14 protein-coding genes and 1 pseudogene are annotated in these 15,777 nt (G+C 73.7%); 10 read left to right on the top strand and 5 right to left on the bottom strand.

Annotated elements, in window-relative coordinates:
- Positions 1-267 precede the first annotated feature (267 nt).
- Entirely contained in the window at positions 268-822 is a 555-nt protein-coding gene (locus tag ACWC2T_RS22045) for a GNAT family N-acetyltransferase (RefSeq protein ID WP_450672036.1), read from the top strand.
- A gap of 73 nt (positions 823-895) precedes the next feature.
- Complete coding sequence (locus ACWC2T_RS22040) at positions 896-2,848, top strand: DUF5107 domain-containing protein (protein ID WP_450672035.1); 1,953 nt, start codon at positions 896-898, stop codon at positions 2,846-2,848.
- A 5-nt stretch (positions 2,849-2,853) separates the two neighbouring features.
- Here ACWC2T_RS22040 and ACWC2T_RS22035 read toward each other — a convergent pair whose 3' ends face one another.
- Positions 2,854-3,201, bottom strand: coding sequence for a VOC family protein (locus ACWC2T_RS22035; RefSeq protein WP_388765936.1), 348 nt, complete (start codon positions 3,199-3,201; stop codon positions 2,854-2,856).
- Positions 3,202-3,688: 487 nt separating this feature from the next.
- Between ACWC2T_RS22035 and ACWC2T_RS22030 the strand changes: the two genes are divergently transcribed.
- From ACWC2T_RS22030 to ACWC2T_RS22010, 5 genes are all read left to right on the top strand, one after another.
- A complete protein-coding gene (locus ACWC2T_RS22030) occupies positions 3,689-5,137 on the top strand; it encodes an NAD(P)/FAD-dependent oxidoreductase (protein WP_450672034.1) in 1,449 nt (482 codons plus the stop codon).
- Positions 5,138-5,177: 40 nt separating this feature from the next.
- A complete protein-coding gene (locus tag ACWC2T_RS22025; protein ID WP_450672033.1) occupies positions 5,178-7,025 on the top strand; it encodes a transketolase in 1,848 nt (615 codons plus the stop codon).
- Positions 7,022-7,957: a non-homologous end-joining DNA ligase gene (gene ligD / locus ACWC2T_RS22020; RefSeq protein ID WP_450672032.1), complete on the top strand. Its 936-nt coding sequence runs from the start codon at positions 7,022-7,024 to the stop codon at positions 7,955-7,957. The genes ACWC2T_RS22025 and ligD overlap by 4 nt, the downstream gene beginning before the upstream one ends.
- 228 nt (positions 7,958-8,185) lie before the next feature.
- Entirely contained in the window at positions 8,186-8,362 is a 177-nt protein-coding gene (locus tag ACWC2T_RS22015) for a hypothetical protein (RefSeq protein WP_450672031.1), read from the top strand.
- Entirely contained in the window at positions 8,359-9,120 is a 762-nt protein-coding gene (locus ACWC2T_RS22010) for a GvpL/GvpF family gas vesicle protein (RefSeq protein ID WP_450672030.1), read from the top strand. Before ACWC2T_RS22015 ends, ACWC2T_RS22010 begins: the two co-directional genes overlap by 4 nt.
- A gap of 79 nt (positions 9,121-9,199) precedes the next feature.
- On the opposite strand, the gene ACWC2T_RS22005 is transcribed toward ACWC2T_RS22010, so the two are convergent.
- The 3 genes from ACWC2T_RS22005 to ACWC2T_RS21995 form a co-directional block, all read right to left on the bottom strand.
- Complete coding sequence (locus tag ACWC2T_RS22005; RefSeq protein WP_450672029.1) at positions 9,200-9,370, bottom strand: hydrophobic protein; 171 nt, start codon at positions 9,368-9,370, stop codon at positions 9,200-9,202.
- A gap of 42 nt (positions 9,371-9,412) precedes the next feature.
- Positions 9,413-10,234, bottom strand: a complete 822-nt coding sequence (locus ACWC2T_RS22000) for a class I SAM-dependent methyltransferase (protein WP_450672028.1) — start codon at positions 10,232-10,234, stop codon at positions 9,413-9,415.
- A gap of 131 nt (positions 10,235-10,365) precedes the next feature.
- The gene (locus ACWC2T_RS21995) at positions 10,366-11,895 is read right to left on the bottom strand and encodes a phosphatase PAP2 family protein (RefSeq protein WP_450672027.1); all 1,530 of its coding nucleotides are present in this window, start codon (positions 11,893-11,895) and stop codon (positions 10,366-10,368) included.
- A gap of 82 nt (positions 11,896-11,977) precedes the next feature.
- Between ACWC2T_RS21995 and ACWC2T_RS21990 the strand changes: the two genes are divergently transcribed.
- Complete coding sequence (locus ACWC2T_RS21990; RefSeq protein ID WP_450672026.1) at positions 11,978-12,634, top strand: histidine phosphatase family protein; 657 nt, start codon at positions 11,978-11,980, stop codon at positions 12,632-12,634.
- 30 nt (positions 12,635-12,664) lie between these two features.
- Here the strand turns inward: ACWC2T_RS21990 and ACWC2T_RS21985 are convergent, their stop codons facing one another.
- Positions 12,665-13,450: an alpha/beta fold hydrolase gene (locus ACWC2T_RS21985; RefSeq protein WP_450672025.1), complete on the bottom strand. Its 786-nt coding sequence runs from the start codon at positions 13,448-13,450 to the stop codon at positions 12,665-12,667.
- 96 nt (positions 13,451-13,546) lie between these two features.
- Here ACWC2T_RS21985 and ACWC2T_RS21980 point away from each other — a divergent pair, with 96 nt between their 5' ends.
- On the top strand, positions 13,547-15,166 hold the full coding sequence (locus tag ACWC2T_RS21980) for an ABC-F family ATP-binding cassette domain-containing protein (protein ID WP_450672024.1): 1,620 nt from the start codon (positions 13,547-13,549) through the stop codon (positions 15,164-15,166).
- Positions 15,167-15,366: 200 nt separating this feature from the next.
- Positions 15,367-15,767 (top strand): annotated as a pseudogene (locus ACWC2T_RS21975) (transposase family protein); the annotation flags it as partial.
- Positions 15,768-15,777 lie beyond the last annotated feature (10 nt).

The following is a 15,777-nucleotide window of genomic DNA, read 5'->3' as shown; positions in this document are numbered from 1 at the left end:
GGCCCTGGCGCTCGGCTTCCTGATGCCGGGCCGGGTGCGCGGGGTTCCTGGAGCTGGCCCGGGTGCGCGGGTTGCTGGGGTCGGGCCAGGCGTGCGGGTTCCTGGAGTCGGCCCTGGCGCTCGGGCTTCTGGTGCCGGGCCCGGCGCGCGGGCTTCTGGAGCCGGCTCGGCCGCGGATTCCCGCAGGCGGTGTGCGCGGATGCCCGGAAACCGGTGCAGGCGGATGGGCTGCAGGCGGCGCGGGCAGGGACGCCGTACGCTGGCCCGATGCCGCACACCGCACCCCACTACCTCGCCGAGGGCCCCCGCGTGGCCATCCGTCACTTCACCCTCGAGGACGGTCCCGAGTTCACCGCGCGGACCCGCGAGAGCAAGGACCTGCACCGGCCCTGGCTCTTCCCGCCGGACAACGACGAGGCCTACGCCGCCTACGTGCGCCCGCTGATCGAGGACCCGACGAAGGCCGGCTTCCTGGTGTGCGAGAAGGACAGCGGGGACATCGCCGGGTTCATCAACATCAACAACATCGTGCGCGGCGGCTTCCAGTGCGGTGCCCTCGGCTACGGGGCCTTCGCGCACGCCGCCGGGCGCGGTCTGATGCGCGAGGGCCTCGACCTGGTCATCGGGTACGCCTTCGGGCCGCTCGGGCTGCACCGGCTGGAGATCAACGTGCAGCCCGAGAACACCGCCTCCATCGCGATGGCGCGCGGCGCCGGTTTCCGGCTCGAGGGGTTCTCCCCGGCCATGCTCCACATCGACGGCGCCTGGCGCGACCACGAACGCTGGGCGCTCACCGCCGAGATGCGCGAGCCCACCGCCTGAACACACCCTTTGCGCAATCCTGACCGGCACATCCCCTGGCCGACCGGGCCGGCGCCGGGTTCCATGGGGACTCGTGACGAGGATCCGACGTGAGGTACTGACGCTGCCCGCCGCGCAGTTGGGCCCCGACAACCCCCTGCCCCCGCTGCGCCCCCTCGACGAGCTTCACCGCATCGACGACCGCGACCGGGCCGGCCTGCCCCGGGACATGGCCCGCCAGCTCGGGTACGAGCCGCTGCGCAGCCTGCTGCCGGTCCGCGTCCGCGACGGCTACGACAGGGTCCGCGAGCCCCGCGCCCTCGACGCCCTGGTGATCGAGAACGACCGGCTGCGCGCCACCGTCCTGCCCGGCCTCGGCGGCCGCATCGCCTCCCTGCTCCACCTGCCCACCGGGCGCGAACTCCTCTACCGCAACCCCGTGTTCCAGCCCGCCAACTTCGCCCTCAACGGCGCCTGGTACTCCGGCGGCATCGAATGGAACATCGGCGCCACCGGCCACACCACCCTCTCCTGCGCACCCCTGCACGCCGCCCGCGTCCCCGCCCCGGACGGCGGCGAGATGCTGCGCCTGTGGGAGTGGGAGCGGCTGCGCGACCTGCCCTTCCAGGTCGACCTGTGGCTGCCCGACGGCTCCGACTTCCTCCACGTCGGCGTCCGCGTCCGCAACCCGCACGAGCGGCCCGTTCCGACGTACTGGTGGTCCAACATCGCCGTGCCGGAGGAGCGCCGGGTCCTGGCCCCCGCCGAGGAGGCCTGGCACTTCGGCTACGAGCGTCGGCTGCGCCGTGTCCCCGTGCCGTCGTACGACGGCATCGACCGCACCCACCCCCTCAACAGCCCCTACGCCGCCGACTACTTCTACGTGGTGCCGGACGGCCGCCGCCGCTGGATCGCCGCGCTGGACGCCGACGGCCACGGGCTGGTGCAGACCTCCACCGACGTGCTGCGCGGCCGCAAGCTCTTCGTGTGGGGCAACCGCCCCGGCGGCCGGCGCTGGCAGGAGTGGCTGACCGAACCCGGCACCGGCGGCTACTGCGAGATCCAGGCCGGGCTCGCCCGCACCCAGCTGGAACACGTCCGGCTGGAGGCCGAGAGCGAGGTGTCCTGGCTGGAGGCCTACGGCCCGCTCGACGCACCGCCCGAGGGGGAGTGGACCCGGGCCGTCCAGGACGCCGGGGAACGGCTGGAGTCCGCACTGCCGCGCGCCCGGGTGGAGGAGGCGTACGCGGCCTGGCTGCCGTGCGCCGACACCGAACCCGGCGAGATCCTGGCCGCCGGATCCGGCTGGGGCGCCCTCGAAGTGCTGCGCGCCGACTGGAAACTGCCCGGCACCCCGTTCCCCGAGTCCACCCTCGGCGCGGCCCAGGCACCCTGGCGGGAACTGCTGCGCACCGGCTCCCTGCCCGAGCCGCGCCGGGTACGGCCGCCCGGCGAGACCCTCGTCGCCCCGCACTGGCGGGACATGCTGGAGACCGCGCCCACCACCCCGCACACCGAATACCACCTCGGCGTCGCCCAGTGGCACGCCGGCGACCGCGCCCAGGCCGTCCGCAGCTGGGAACGCGCCCTCGAACTCGCCCCGTCGCTCTGGCCGTCGCTGCGCTGCCTCGCCGTCGCCGACCAGGAGTCCGGTCACCACGAACGGGCCGCCGACCGGTACGCGGACGCCTTCGACGACCTGTGCCGCGAGCGGCGCGACGACGGTGAGACCTGGACCGCGGCCGTGGCCGCGCTCGGCCGGGAAGCCCTCGAGGCACTGCTCCGGGTGCGGCGGACGGCGGACGCCCGGGCGGTCTGGGACCGGTTGCTGCCCGCCGTCCGCCGCCGCGGCCGGTTCCGCCTCCTGGAGGGGGAACTGCTGCTCGCCGAGGGCCGGCCCGCCGAGGCGCGGGCCGTCTTCGACGCGGGCTTCGAGGTCGCCGACCTGCGGGAGGGGGAGGAGGCGCTCGGCCGCCTGTGGGCCCGCCTCACCGACGAACCCCTCCCCGCCCGGTACGACTTCCGGATGCGGCCCGACCCCGCCTGACCGGCTCAGCCGCGCTGGTCGACGTACTCGAACACCGACCCGTCCGGATGCATCGCGATCAGGTTCCGGCCCACCGGAGTCGGCACCGGCCCCGCGATGATCCGGGCGCCGAGCTCGGTCAGCAGCCGGTGCGCCTCGTCCACGTCCTTGACCGCGATGGTCGCCGCCACCCTGCGCAGCACCTCCAGTTCCTCCTCCGGGCCGCTCATCAGCAGGAAGGAGCCGATCGCGGCGACCTGGACCCCGCCGCGCCCGAAGCGCAGGGCTCTGCCGCCGGCCAGACGCTCGTAGAAGGGGATCGCGGTCTCGAGGTCATCGACGCAGATGCGCAGCGAGGCGCCCAGAATCTCCATGCTCCCGAGCCTAGTTGGGGCGGCCGGGCCCGTGCAGGGCGCCCGCTTCACCGGCCGTGCCCGCCGGGTACCCGGAGGGCTGGGTACTCGTGAAACGGGTCGGGGCCGGCCAACCCGAAGGGGCGCGGGGAACTGCGCGAGTCATCCACGACCACCCGCACACGGAAACGCACCGGAGCCACTCCCGCCTCACCCGCCGAGCCGCGGCAGCACCTGGGCAGCCTGCGCCGTCACCGCCGGATGCATGCGCACGGTCGGACAGGTCACCGCCGTCTCGGCCTCCGCGCGGGCGGCGCCGATGCGCCGTGCTGCTGCGGTGTGATTCGGTCCCCGGCCGGGTGACCGGTGCCAGACGGGCGAAACGCCTCAGGCGCGGCGCGGCGTTCGGGTGCTCCGACCGGCGTACGGGTGACCCGCCCGGCGTTTGGGTGCCCCCGCTCCGGTTACGCGGAAAACCTCGGACGAGCCACACCGCCGGAGGCGCACCGTGAGCCGACCTCACGTCGTGATCGTCGGCGCCGGTTTCGCCGGGTACCGGGCTGCCCGCACGCTGGCCCGGCTGACCCGGAACCGGGCCGACATCACCCTGCTGAACCCGACCGACTACTTCCTGTACCTGCCGCTGCTGCCCCAGGTCGCCGCCGGCATCCTGGAGGCCCGCAGGGTCACCGTGTCGCTGCCGGGCACCCTGCACGGGGTGCGCATAGTGCTCGGCGAGGCGGACCATCTCGACCTCGGCGGCCGTACGGTCCATTACTCCGACCCCGAGGGCGGCATCGGCACCGTCGGTTACGACCGGTTGGTGCTGAGCGTCGGCAGCGTCAACAAGCTGCTGCCCATCCCCGGGGTCGCCGAGCACGCGCACGGCTTCCGCGGGCTGCCCGAGGCGCTGTACCTGCGCGACCACGTGACCCGGCAGGTGGAGCTGGCGGCCACGGAGGACGACCCGAAGACCTGCGCGGCCCGCTGCACCTTCGTCGTGGTCGGCGCCGGCTACACCGGCACCGAGGTGGCCGCGCAGATGCAGCTGCTCACCGACCGGCTGGCCCGCCGGCATCCGCTGCCCGCCGGGGTCCGGCCGCGCTGGATCCTGCTCGACGTGGCGCCGCGGGTGCTGCCGGAGCTGGCCGAGCGGCTGTCCCGTACGGCGGACCGGGTGCTGCGGTCGCGGGGTGTCGACGTGCGGATGGGGACGTCGGTGAAGGAGGCCGCCCATGACGGGGTGCTGCTCACCGACGGCGAGTTCGTCGCGTCCCGGACGCTGGTGTGGTGCGTCGGGGTACGGCCGGATCCGCTGGTGGAGGCGCTCGGGCAGCCGCTGGAGCGGGGCCGGCTGATCGTCGACCCGTATCTGCAGGTGCCGGGCCGGCCGGACGTGTTCGGCTGCGGGGACGCGGCCGCCGTACCGGACCTGGAGCGGCCGGGGTCCTTCACGCCGATGACGGCCCAGCACGCGTGGCGGCAGGGCCGGGTGGCCGGGGAGAACGTGGCCGCCTCGCTCGCCCTCGGCCGGCGCCGGCGGGTCTACCGCCATCGCGACCTGGGTTTCGCCGTCGACCTCGGCGGGATCCGGGCCGCCGCGAACCCGTTCGGCATCCCGCTGTCCGGACCGGCGGCCGGTGCGGTCACCCGCGCCTACCACCTGGCCGCGCTGCCCGGCAACCGCGTCCGGGTGGCCGCCGACTGGCTGCTGGACGCCGTACTGCCACGCCAGGGCGTGCAGTTGGGCCTCGTACGGTCCTGGTCGGTCCCCCTGGACACGGCCTCCCCGGAGCTGCCACGCGTACCGGGCGGACCGGGCCACGCGGACGCACCGCAACGCGCGAGCGAACCCCCCGCCCACGAGCCCGGCGACCACCCCGCCCCCGGCCCGGTCAAGCGCACCGACCCCCGCCCGGCCAAGCGCACCGGCCCTGCGGACCCCGCCGCCGACTGACCCCGCGGCCGCGCCCCCTCGAACGACTCCAAGGAGACACATGAACACCGCCGAACTCGCCGAGCTGGGACAGCAGTTGCGCGTGGACAGCGTGCGGGCGTCCGCCGCCGCGGGATCCGGGCACCCCACGTCCTCGATGTCCGCGGCCGATCTGATGGCCGTGCTGCTCGCCCACCATCTGCGCTACGACTTCGAACGTCCCGAGCACCCCGCCAACGACCGTTTCGTGCTGTCCAAGGGGCACGCCTCGCCCCTGCTGTACGCCGCGTACAAGGCGGCCGGTGCCATCGAGGACGGCGAGCTGCTCACCTTCCGCAGGCTCGGCAGCCGGCTCGAGGGGCACCCGACGCCCCGGCGGCTGCCCTGGGTGGAGACGGCCACCGGATCCCTCGGCCAGGGCCTGCCGGTCGGGGTCGGTATCGCCCTCGCCGGCAAGCGCCTGGAACGCACCGGCTACCGGGTGTGGGTGCTGTGCGGAGACAGCGAGCTGGCGGAGGGCTCGGTGTGGGAGGCCGCCGAACACGCCGGGCACGAGCACCTGGACAACCTGATCGCGGTCGTGGACGTCAACCGGCTCGGCCAGCGCGGCCCCACCCGGCACGGCCACCATCTGGACGCCTACGCCCGCCGCTTCCAGGCCTTCGGCTGGCACACCGTCGAGATCGACGGCCACGACGTCGACGAGATCGACCGGGCCTACGGCGAGGCACTGTCCACGGCCGGGCAGCCCGTGGCGATCCTCGCCCGCACCCTCAAGGGCAAGGGCGTCGCCGCCGTGGAGGACCTGGAGGGCCACCACGGAAAGCCGCTCGCCGACGCCGAGGAGGCGGTCGCCGAGCTCGGCGGACCACGCCGGCTGCACGTCCGGGTCAACGAGCCGCCGGCCGCCGCCGCGCTGCGCGACCTGACCACCGAGGTGCTGCAGCTCCCGCGCTACGACGAGGGTGACGAGGTCGCGACCCGGGACGCCTTCGGCGCGGCCCTCGCCGCGCTCGGCAGCGCACGCGGCGATGTCGTCGCCCTGGACGGCGAGGTCGGCGACTCCACCCGCACCGAGGAGTTCGCCAAGGTCCACCCCGACCGGTTCTTCGAGTGCTACATCGCCGAACAGCAGCTGGTCGCTGCGGCCGTCGGGATGGCCGTGCGGGGCTGGCTGCCGTACGCCTCGACGTTCGCCGCGTTCCTCACCCGCGCCCACGACTTCGTGCGGATGGCCTCCATCAGCGGCTCCGGCATCAACCTGGTCGGCTCGCACGCCGGTGTCGCGATCGGCCAGGACGGGCCCTCCCAGATGGGCCTGGAGGACCTGGCGATGTTCCGTGCCCTGTACGGCTCGACCGTGCTGTATCCGTGCGACGCCAACCAGACCGCCCGGCTGGTCGCGGCCATGGCCGGCCTCGACGGGATCCGCTATCTGCGCACCTCGCGCGGCAAGACGCCGGTGATCTACGGGCCCGAGGAGGAGTTCCCGGTGGGCGGCAGCAAGACGCTGGTCTCCGGTGAGGAGGACCGGCTGACGGTCGTCGCGGCCGGGGTCACCGTGCCCGAGGCGCTCGCCGCGGCGGACCGGCTCGCCGAGGACGGCATCGCGGTGCGGGTGATCGACCTGTACTCCGTCAAGCCCGTCGACGCGGCGACGCTGCACCGGGCCGCCGAGGAGACCGGCTGTCTGCTCACCGTGGAGGACCACCGCGCCGAGGGCGGCCTCGGCGACGCCGTCGCGGAGGCCTTCGGCGACGGCCGGCCCGTGCCCCGGCTGGTCCGGCTCGCGGTGCGCACCATGCCGGGCTCGGCCGCGCCCGACGAGCAGCTGCACGCGGCCGGCATCGACGCCGCGGGCATCGCGGCGGCGGCCAGGCTGCTGGTGGAGGAGGCGGTCGTGCGATGAACGACGCGGACGCCCGGACCGTACGGGCGGGCCGCCGCACGGTGGAGATCAAGCGGCCCGGGAAGGTGCTCTTCCCGGGCGGCGCCGGCGCCGGTGAGTACACCAAGGGCGATCTCGCCGACTACTACCGGTCCGTCGCGCCGCACATGCTGCCGCACCTGCGGGGCCGTCCGCTGATGCTGGAGCGGTATCCGGACGGGCTGGACGGGGAGCGCTTCATGCAGAAGAACGTCCCGGAGCACTATCCGGACTGGATCACCCGCGTCGACGTCCCCAAGGAGGGCGGCACGGTCACCCATGCCGTCTGCGACGACACCGCCACCCTTGTCTACCTCGCCGACCAGGCCTGCCTCACCCTGCACCGCTGGCTCTCCCGCACCGACCGGGCGGGCGGCCCGGACCACCCCGACCAGCTGGTCTTCGACCTCGATCCCCCCGGCGACGACTTCGCCCGAGTGCGCGAAGGGGCCCACTGGTTGCGCGAGCTGCTGGACGAACTGGGGCTGCCCGCCGCCCCCATGACCACCGGCTCTCGCGGGGTCCATCTCGTCGTCCGTCTCGACGGCCGCTGCGACTTCGACGAGGTCCGCGAATTCGCCCGCGACGTGGCCGAGTTGCTGACCTCCCGGCACCCGGACCGGCTCACCACCGCGGCCCGCAAGGAGGACCGCGGCGACCGTCTCTACCTCGACGTGCAGCGCAACGCCTACGCGCAGACCGCCGTCGCCCCCTACACCGTGCGCGCCCGCCCCGGCGCCCCCGTCGCCGTACCCCTCGCCTGGGAGCAGCTGGACGACCCCGGACTCGACGCCCGCCGCTGGACCATCGCCGACGCCGTCGACCAGGCCGCCACCGACCCCTGGTCCGCACTGCCGGGCCGGGGCCGCGCCCTGGGGCCGGCCCGGCGGCGTCTCGCGGACATCGGTCCCTGAAGGTTTGGTCGCGAGGTGCTGCTGCCGTTCGCACCAGTGCGCGGCAGCGCCCGGGTGACCGGCCGGGCCCCGCTGCGGCGAGGTCACGGGTGAGGGAGGATGACGATGGCGTCGGAGGGTACCGAGGGGACAGCGGAGGGTGCCCATGGCGCTCCAGGCAGCGGAGGAGACGGGTGAACTGTGGCGCGCCCGGGGCCGGCGGGCCAGGCTGGACCTGAGGAACAGCGGATGACGGCGCCCGGCCGGTTTCCCGAGCCGTACGGCCAGGGCGGCGGAGCCGACCTCGCCTCGGTCGACCGGGCGAAGGAGATGGGTATCGACTGGTGGGAGAACGCCGAGCTGAGAGAACGACTGGCCCGGCTGGAGGAGCCGGCGCCGGGCCGCCCACCGAAGGAGGCACCATGACCGGACTGCGCTACGTCTACGCCGTCTGCCGCCCCTTCGACAAACCCCTGCAGTTCCAGCTCACGGGCGTCGCGGGCGCCCCGCCGGCGCTGCTGCACCATCACGGCCTCATCGCCGTCGTCAGCCAGGTCCCGGCCGCCGACTTCTGCGAGGAGGCCCTGAAGGCCCATCTGGAGGACCTGGACTGGCTGGCCACGACCGCCCGTGCGCACCAGGGCGTGATCGACGCGCTCACCACGGTCACCACCCCGCTGCCGCTCCGCCTCGCGACCGTCTTCCAGGACGACAGCGCGGTGCGCACCATGATCGAGGCCCGCGAGGACGACTTCCGGCGCACCCTCGACCGGCTGGAGGGGCGGGTGGAGTGGGGTGTGAAGCTGTACCTGGAGCACGAGCCCGCCGAATCCGCCCCCGCGATGGCCCCGGGTCCCGCGAGCGGCCCGGACCATCTGCGCCGGCGCCGCGAGAGCCGGCACGCGCACGAGGAGCGGTGGCAGCAGGCCGATGCGTTCGCCCGGTCGCTGCACGAGCTGCTTTCCCGGTACGCCGAGGATTCCCGGCTGCACGCCCCGCAGAATTCCGCGCTTTCCGCGGAGCCCGGCCGGAACGTCCTCGACGCGGCCTATCTGGTGCCCCGGTGGCATTGCGAGGAATTCGTGGAGCTGGTGGACCATACGAAGGTCGAGGCACCCGGAATCCGGGTGGAACTCACCGGCCCGTGGGCCGCCTATTCGTTCGTCGGGGAGACCGCACCGTGACCGTCGTGGACTGCGGCCCGAGGACCTCGATCTGGACCTCGGGCCGCTCGGGCCGCTGCTTCCCCGGGACCAGCTCACCTCACCACCGGTACCAGCGGCCCCTGCCGCCGCCGGCGGTCGTGCTGCGGACCAGGAAACCCAGCAGCCAGACGACCAGCACGGCCAGGGCAATCCACCAGAGAATCTTCACCGCGAATCCGACGCCGAAAAGAAGGAGCGCCAGAAGCAGTACCAGCAGGATGGGAACCATAATGTGTACCTCCTGCGGTCCGGGTTTCCCGGAATGCGCGGATCAGGCTTCCTTGCGGCACAGAATCTCCCCGTGCAGGACCGCGAACCAGCCGTCCTCCCGCCGGCCCCACTCCCGCCACGCCGCGGAGGCGGCCCGCAGTTGGTCCTCCGTCGCGTGACCGCCCCCGGTGGCCCGTTCCGCATAGGAGGAGGCCAGGGTGCGGTCCGCCCACAGCCCGCTCCACCAGGCCCGCTCCTCGGGTGCGGCGAAGGTCCAGGTGCTGGACGTGGCGGTGATGTCCGTGAGGCCCGCGGCCAGCGCCCAGGCCTTCAGCCGGCGCCCGGCGTCGGGCTCACCGCCGTTGGCCCGGGCCACCCGCTCGTACAGGTCCAGCCAGTCCGCCAGCCCCGGCACGGCCGGGTACCAGGTCATCGCCGCGTAGTCCGCGTCGCGTACGGCGATGAACCCGCCCGGCTTGGTCACCCGGCGCATCTCGCGCAGCGCCTGCACCGGGTCGCCGACGTGCTGCAGCACCTGGTGGGCGTGGACGACGCAGAAGGTGTCGTCCGGGTGGTCCAGGGCGTGGACGTCGGCGACCGCGAAGTCCACGTTGGTCAGGCCCCGCCCGGCGGCGGTGGCCCGGGCCTGCTCCAGGATGCCGGGCGCGTGGTCGACGCCGGTGACGTGGCCGTCCGGGACCAGGGCCGCCAGGTCGGCCGTGATGGTGCCGGGCCCGCAGCCGATGTCGAGGATCTTCATGTGGGGCTTCAGGGAACCGAGCAGATAGGCCGCCGAGTTCTCGGCGGTCCGCCAGGTGTGCGACCGCAGCACCGACTCGTGGTGCCCGTGCGTGTAGACGGCGGTCTCCTGCGCTTTCGGCATGGCTGTTTCCCTTCACCCTCGTCACCGCTGGTACGCATCACGGTACGCGCGCAGGCCGGATGATGAGACTGACGTTTCACATAATGGACGGCGGCGGACAGGGGGCGGCCGGGCGTCTCTCTGACTGCTCGTCAGAAAGCAGTGCGCAGTGGCCGGTAGACCGTCAGGGCCTCGGGGAGCTTCTCCAGGATCAGCTCGCCCGACACGGCCGTCACCTCGCCGTCGTACGCCATCGGGGTGCCCGGCGCGACACCGGTCACCCGGAGCCGGTCGACCTGCACCGCCGCGTGCGCCGGGGAACGGGTCAGCGGACCGGCGGCGGCAGCCGCCAGCAGCCGCAGGGCGGGCCGGCGGTTGCCGTGCACCACCCGCACGTCCAGCAGTCCGTCCGCGAGATCGGTACGGCGGCCGGGCGCGAGCCCCATGCGGTGGTAGACGCCGTTGCCCACGAACAGCAGCCACAGCGGCCGCCGTTCACCGCCCAGCTCCACCTCCAGCGGATGCCGGTCCGCGCGCAACACCCGCAGCGCGCCCAGCAGTCCGGCCGGCCAGTCGCCGATCCGGTGCCGCCAGCCGTCCCGCACGGTCACCAACTCCGGGTAGACGCCCAGGCTCAGCGTGTTCAGGAACAGGCCCTCGCTCCCGCCCGTGACATAGCGGACCGCGTCCACCCGCACCGCCTCGCCGTGCCGGACCGCGCGGGCCAGATCGCGCTCGTCCTCCACGCCCAGGTCGAGGGCGAAGTGGTTGAGGGTGCCTCCCGGCAGCACCGCGAGCGGCAGCCCGTACCTGAGCGCGATCCTCGCAGCCGCGTTCACGGTGCCGTCGCCGCCGCACACACCGAGCACCCGGGCACGTACCGCCGCCTTCGCCAGTTCGTCGCCGACCTCCTCCGGCGCGCACGCGACGATCTCCGCCCGCGGCAGCGCGCTGTGCAGCGCCCGGATCCGGTCGGCCGTCCCCGCGGCCCGGTTGGCGACCACGACCAGACCGTCGCCCTCGGGCAGCGCAGGTGCCGCGGCACGCGGCCGGGACCGCCGCCGCACCTGGGCGCGGGTCGGCACCAGCCGCCGTACCAGGAAGGCCGCGCCCGCGCCGAGCGCCGCCCCGGCCAGCACGTCACTCGGGAAGTGCACGCCCGTGTACACCCGGGATGCCGCCACCGAGAACGCCACCGGCGCCACCGCCGCGCCCCACGCCGGGGACTCCAGCGCCACCCCGGTCGCGAATGCGGCGGCCGACGCGGCGTGCCCGGACGGGAACGACGTGGTGATCGGCTGCCGCCTGAGCTGCCGCGCCAGTGGCACCGGGTCCAGTACCGGACGGGCCCGGCGCACCGAGCGCTTGCCGATCGTGTTGATGGCCAGCGAGGCCACGCTGAGGGACGCCAGGCCCCGGGTCGCCGCCCGGCGGGCCCTCGGGGTGCGGCTCGCGGCCATCGCGGCGGCCGTCGCGAACCACAGCACGCCGTGGTTCGCGCTGTGGCTGAGGCGGGGCAGCACTCGCTCGGCGCCGGGCCAGTGCCAGGCGGCGGCCGCCTCGAAGAGCCGGCCGTCCAGATCCAGCAGCCGGCACAGCGCGCTCCGGCCGGCCGAGCGGGCGGTGGGGTCCGGGTCGGTCGGGTCCAGGCCGGTCAGGTCCAGGTCCGGGTTCGGGCTCATGGGGTCCGGTTACCCTGAAGTGCCCGTTTCTTGTGCCTGTCTGCGCCGGGCGCCCGGCCGGCGCGTGAGGAGATGCCCCCGGATGCGCCTCCTTCTCGTCCGCCACGGCGAGACCCCGTCCAACGTGCACCACCTGCTGGACACCGGCGTGCCCGGGCCCGCCCTGACCCCGCTGGGTGAGGCGCAGGCCGCCGCACTGCCCGAGGCGCTCGCCGGCGAGGACATCGAGGCCGTGTACGCCTCCACGCTGCTGCGCACCCAGCTCACCGCCGCCCCGCTGGCCGCCGCCGGGGGCCTTGAGGTGATCGTCCGCGACGGCATCCGCGAGGTGTCCGCCGGCGACCTGGAGATGCTGCCCGGCGAGTCCGCCGAGGGCCGGGAGTACATGCGAACGATCTTCGCCTGGGCGGCCGGCGACACCGCGCCGCGCATCCCCGGCGGGGAGAGCGGCGAGGAGGCCCTGGCCCGGTACGACGCCGTGATCGCCGAGGCCGCCGCGAGCGGCGCCGGCACCGTCGCCATGGTCAGCCACGGCGCCGCGATCCGCCTGTGGACCGCCGCCCGCGCCCACAACGTCGACGTCCCCTTCGCCGCCGCCCGCCCCCTGGGCAACACCGGCGTGGTCGTCCTCGAGGGCTCCCCGTCCGACGGCTGGAAGGCCCTGTCCTGGGAGGGCGCCATGGTGGAGCCGAGGGGAGAGGCCGGGCCGACAGGGGAGCCGGTGGACACGGCCGGATAGCCGGACAGGGGGCGCGCCGGTGGTGAGACGCTAACGGCTGAGGAACGGGACCAATACCGAGACAAGGTCGGTGGGCGCGTCCAGCGCGATCAGGTGACCGGCGGAGGGGAACTCGACCAGGGCGGCACCGGTGATCCCGGCGGCGTACCGCCGGCCGATGTCCTGGAAGTCGGCGATGTCCAGCCTGCCGATCCCGACCAGTGTGGGGACGCGGACGGCGGCCAGGTCGCCGGTCACGGGGCCCTGGGAATGCTCCGCCACGACGTCCTGGTTCACCAGCGATGCCCGTATCGGGCCGCGGAGCCGGTCGGCGAGGCCGGCCGTGACGTCCTCCCAGGTCCGGGCCGGCCCGCGCAGCCACATGTCGAGATTGATGCGGACGGCGGCGTCCAGGTCGCCGGAAGCCAGCGCCGCCGTCTCCGCCTCGTCGTACGCGACCATCTCCGCGGACCAGTGGTACCCCGGCCAGGGCGGTGCGAGCAGGGCCAGGGACTGCACCCGGTCCGGGGCGGTGAGGGCGAGGTCCAGAGCCACGCGGCCGCCCCAGGAGGCGCCGACGAGCCGGGCACGTTCGTGGCCGAGGTGGTCCAGCAGACGGCGCAGATCGTCGGCGTCGCTGTACGGGCCGGTGGGGGCCGCGGACTCACCGAAGCCGCGCAGGTCGTAGCGGATGACGGTGTGCCGCTCGGCGAGGCCCGGCACGACGCCGTCCCACATACGGTGGTCGGCGACGCCGGCGTGCACGAGGACGACGGGAGGCCCGTCGCCGGCGACGTCGTAGGAGAGGTGACCGCGGTCATCGGAGAGAGTCAGCATCCGCCGATGATCATCGAACGCCGGTGCAAGGGCCACTCGATAACCGTTGGATAAGCGTTTGCCCGGGGTGGGGACCGGCCCGCAGAATGCCTCCCCATGGGACATCTGGAAGCCGCGCACCTCGAGTACCACCTCCCCGACGGGAGGACCCTGCTCGGGGACGTGTCCTTCCGGGTCGGGGAAGGCGCCGCCGTCGCCCTGGTCGGCCCGAACGGCGCGGGCAAGACCACCCTGCTCAAGCTGGTCTCCGGCGAGCTGAAGCCGCACGGCGGCACCGTCACCGTCAGCGGCGGCCTCGGTGTGATGCGCCAGTTCGTGGGCTCCGTGCGGGACGAGACGACCGTACGGGACCTGCTCGTGTCCGTCGCCCCGCCCCGCATCCGCGCTGCGGCCAAGGCGGTAGACGAGGCCGAGCACGCCATCATGACCGTCGACGACGAGGCCGCCCAGCTGGCCTACGCGCAGGCCCTCGCCGACTGGGCCGAGGTACGCGGCTACGAGGCCGAGACCCTGTGGGACATGTGCACCACCGCGGCCCTCGGTATGCCCTACGAGCGCGCCCAGTGGCGCCAGGTGCGCACCCTCTCCGGCGGCGAGCAGAAGCGCCTGGTGCTGGAGGCGCTGCTGCGCGGCACCGACGAGGTGCTGCTGCTGGACGAGCCGGACAACTACCTCGACGTGCCCGGCAAACGCTGGCTGGAGGAGCAGCTCAGGGAGACCCGCAAGACGGTCCTGTTCGTCTCCCACGACCGTGAACTCCTCGCCCGCGCCGCCGAGAAGATCGTCTCCGTGGAGCCCGGTCCGGCCGGCGCCGACGCCTGGGTGCACGGCGGCGGCTTCGCCACCTACCACGAGGCCCGCCGCGAACGCTTCGCCCGCTTCGAGGAGTTGCGCCGCCGCTGGGACGAGAAGCACGCCCAGCTGAAGAAGCTGGTCCTCAACCTCCGACAGGCCGCCTCCGTCAGCCACGAGCTGGCCTCCCGGTACGCCGCCGCCCAGACCCGCCTGCGCAAGTTCGAGGAGGCCGGACCGCCCCCGGAGCCGCCGCGCGAGCAGGACATCACCATGCGCCTGAAGGGCGGCCGCACCGGCGTGCGGTCCGTCACCTGCAAGGGACTCGAACTGTCCGGCCTCATGCGGCCGTTCGACCTGGAGGTCTTCTACGGCGAACGGGTCGCCGTCCTCGGCTCCAACGGCTCCGGCAAGTCGCACTTCCTGCGCCTGCTGGCCGGTGAGGACGTCGCGTACACGGGGGAGTGGAAGCTCGGCGCACGGGTCGTACCCGGGCACTTCGCACAGACCCACGCCCACCCCGAGCTCGCGGGCCGTACCCTCCTCGACATCCTCTGGAAGGAGCACTCCCAGGACCGCGGCGCCGCCATGTCCCGGCTGCGCCGCTACGAGCTGACCCAGCAGGCGGAACAGGCCTTCGACCGGCTCTCCGGCGGCCAGCAGGCCCGCTTCCAGATCCTGCTGCTGGAGCTGGCGGGTGCCACCGCGCTGCTGCTGGACGAGCCGACCGACAACCTCGACCTGGAGTCGGCCGAGGCCCTGCAGGAGGGCCTGGAGGCCTTCGAGGGCACGGTCCTCGCGGTCACCCACGACCGCTGGTTCGCCCGCTCCTTCGACCGCTACCTGGTCTTCGGCGCGGACGGTCGCGTGCGCGAGACGCCGGAACCGGTCTGGGACGAGCGCCGGGTGGAGCGGGTCCGCTAGTGCCGCATCAAGCAACGTTGGCCTCGTTGTGTCGCTGAGCCGAAGCACGATAGCTGTCCCCGAGGCGGGCTTGTTGTCACCGGGTTCGTTCTGGTTGCGGCAGGCCCGCCTCGGGATGGAGGTGCCGTCTGGGCGCTTGAGCACGGGTGGCGTTCACCTAAACCCCTTACGCGTATAGGGAGGTTAGGGAGTCGGCAGATAAGCACAAGAAGCACGGCATGAACGTTCAAGTCCTCGCCGATCCATTCGGGAGGCTGCTGTGGGCTTCCGCCGCTTTGCCCGGCGCGACACACGACGTCAAAGCCGCCCGCACCCACGGCGTGATGGCGGCGCTGACGGAGGTCGGCGTGCGCTGCTGGGCCGATAAGGGGTATCAGGGCGCCGGCAGCACCCTGCGCGTCCCTACCCCGGCCGCTGGGAGAAGCTCTCCGAAGGCCAGAAGGCCGTCAGCGTCTCCCCCGCCAGGATCCGTGCGGTCGGTGAACAGGTAATGGCCACCCTGAAGTCCTGGCGCCCCCTGCGCAAGCGCCGTTGCAGCACCACCCGCATCACCGACCTGGTCAAGGCCGTCCTTGCCCTCCACATAGCAACCTCGAGCTGAGGTTGAAAAT

This window comes from Streptomyces sp. NPDC001393 (assembly GCF_053597455.1).
Note: the sequence above shows the minus strand (reverse complement) of the source record. Positions and strands in the feature narration are given on the sequence as shown.

Excerpts from the sequence above, each read along its gene's own strand:
- ACWC2T_RS21980 (WP_450672024.1), top strand. The coding sequence starts at position 13,547 with ATGGGACATCTGGAAGCCGCGCACCTCGAGTACCACCTCCCCGACGGG.
- ACWC2T_RS22015 (WP_450672031.1), top strand. The coding sequence starts at position 8,186 with ATGACGGCGCCCGGCCGGTTTCCCGAGCCGTACGGCCAGGGCGGCGGA.
- ACWC2T_RS22010 (WP_450672030.1), top strand. The coding sequence starts at position 8,359 with ATGACCGGACTGCGCTACGTCTACGCCGTCTGCCGCCCCTTCGACAAA.
- ACWC2T_RS22035 (WP_388765936.1), bottom strand. The coding sequence starts at position 3,201 with ATGGAGATTCTGGGCGCCTCGCTGCGCATCTGCGTCGATGACCTCGAG.
- ACWC2T_RS22000 (WP_450672028.1), bottom strand. The coding sequence starts at position 10,234 with ATGCCGAAAGCGCAGGAGACCGCCGTCTACACGCACGGGCACCACGAG.
- ligD (WP_450672032.1), top strand. The coding sequence starts at position 7,022 with ATGAACGACGCGGACGCCCGGACCGTACGGGCGGGCCGCCGCACGGTG.
- ACWC2T_RS22025 (WP_450672033.1), top strand. The coding sequence starts at position 5,178 with ATGAACACCGCCGAACTCGCCGAGCTGGGACAGCAGTTGCGCGTGGAC.
- ACWC2T_RS21985 (WP_450672025.1), bottom strand. The coding sequence starts at position 13,450 with ATGCTGACTCTCTCCGATGACCGCGGTCACCTCTCCTACGACGTCGCC.
- ACWC2T_RS21995 (WP_450672027.1), bottom strand. The coding sequence starts at position 11,895 with ATGAGCCCGAACCCGGACCTGGACCTGACCGGCCTGGACCCGACCGAC.
- ACWC2T_RS22005 (WP_450672029.1), bottom strand. The coding sequence starts at position 9,370 with ATGGTTCCCATCCTGCTGGTACTGCTTCTGGCGCTCCTTCTTTTCGGC.
- ACWC2T_RS22045 (WP_450672036.1), top strand. The coding sequence starts at position 268 with ATGCCGCACACCGCACCCCACTACCTCGCCGAGGGCCCCCGCGTGGCC.
- ACWC2T_RS21990 (WP_450672026.1), top strand. The coding sequence starts at position 11,978 with ATGCGCCTCCTTCTCGTCCGCCACGGCGAGACCCCGTCCAACGTGCAC.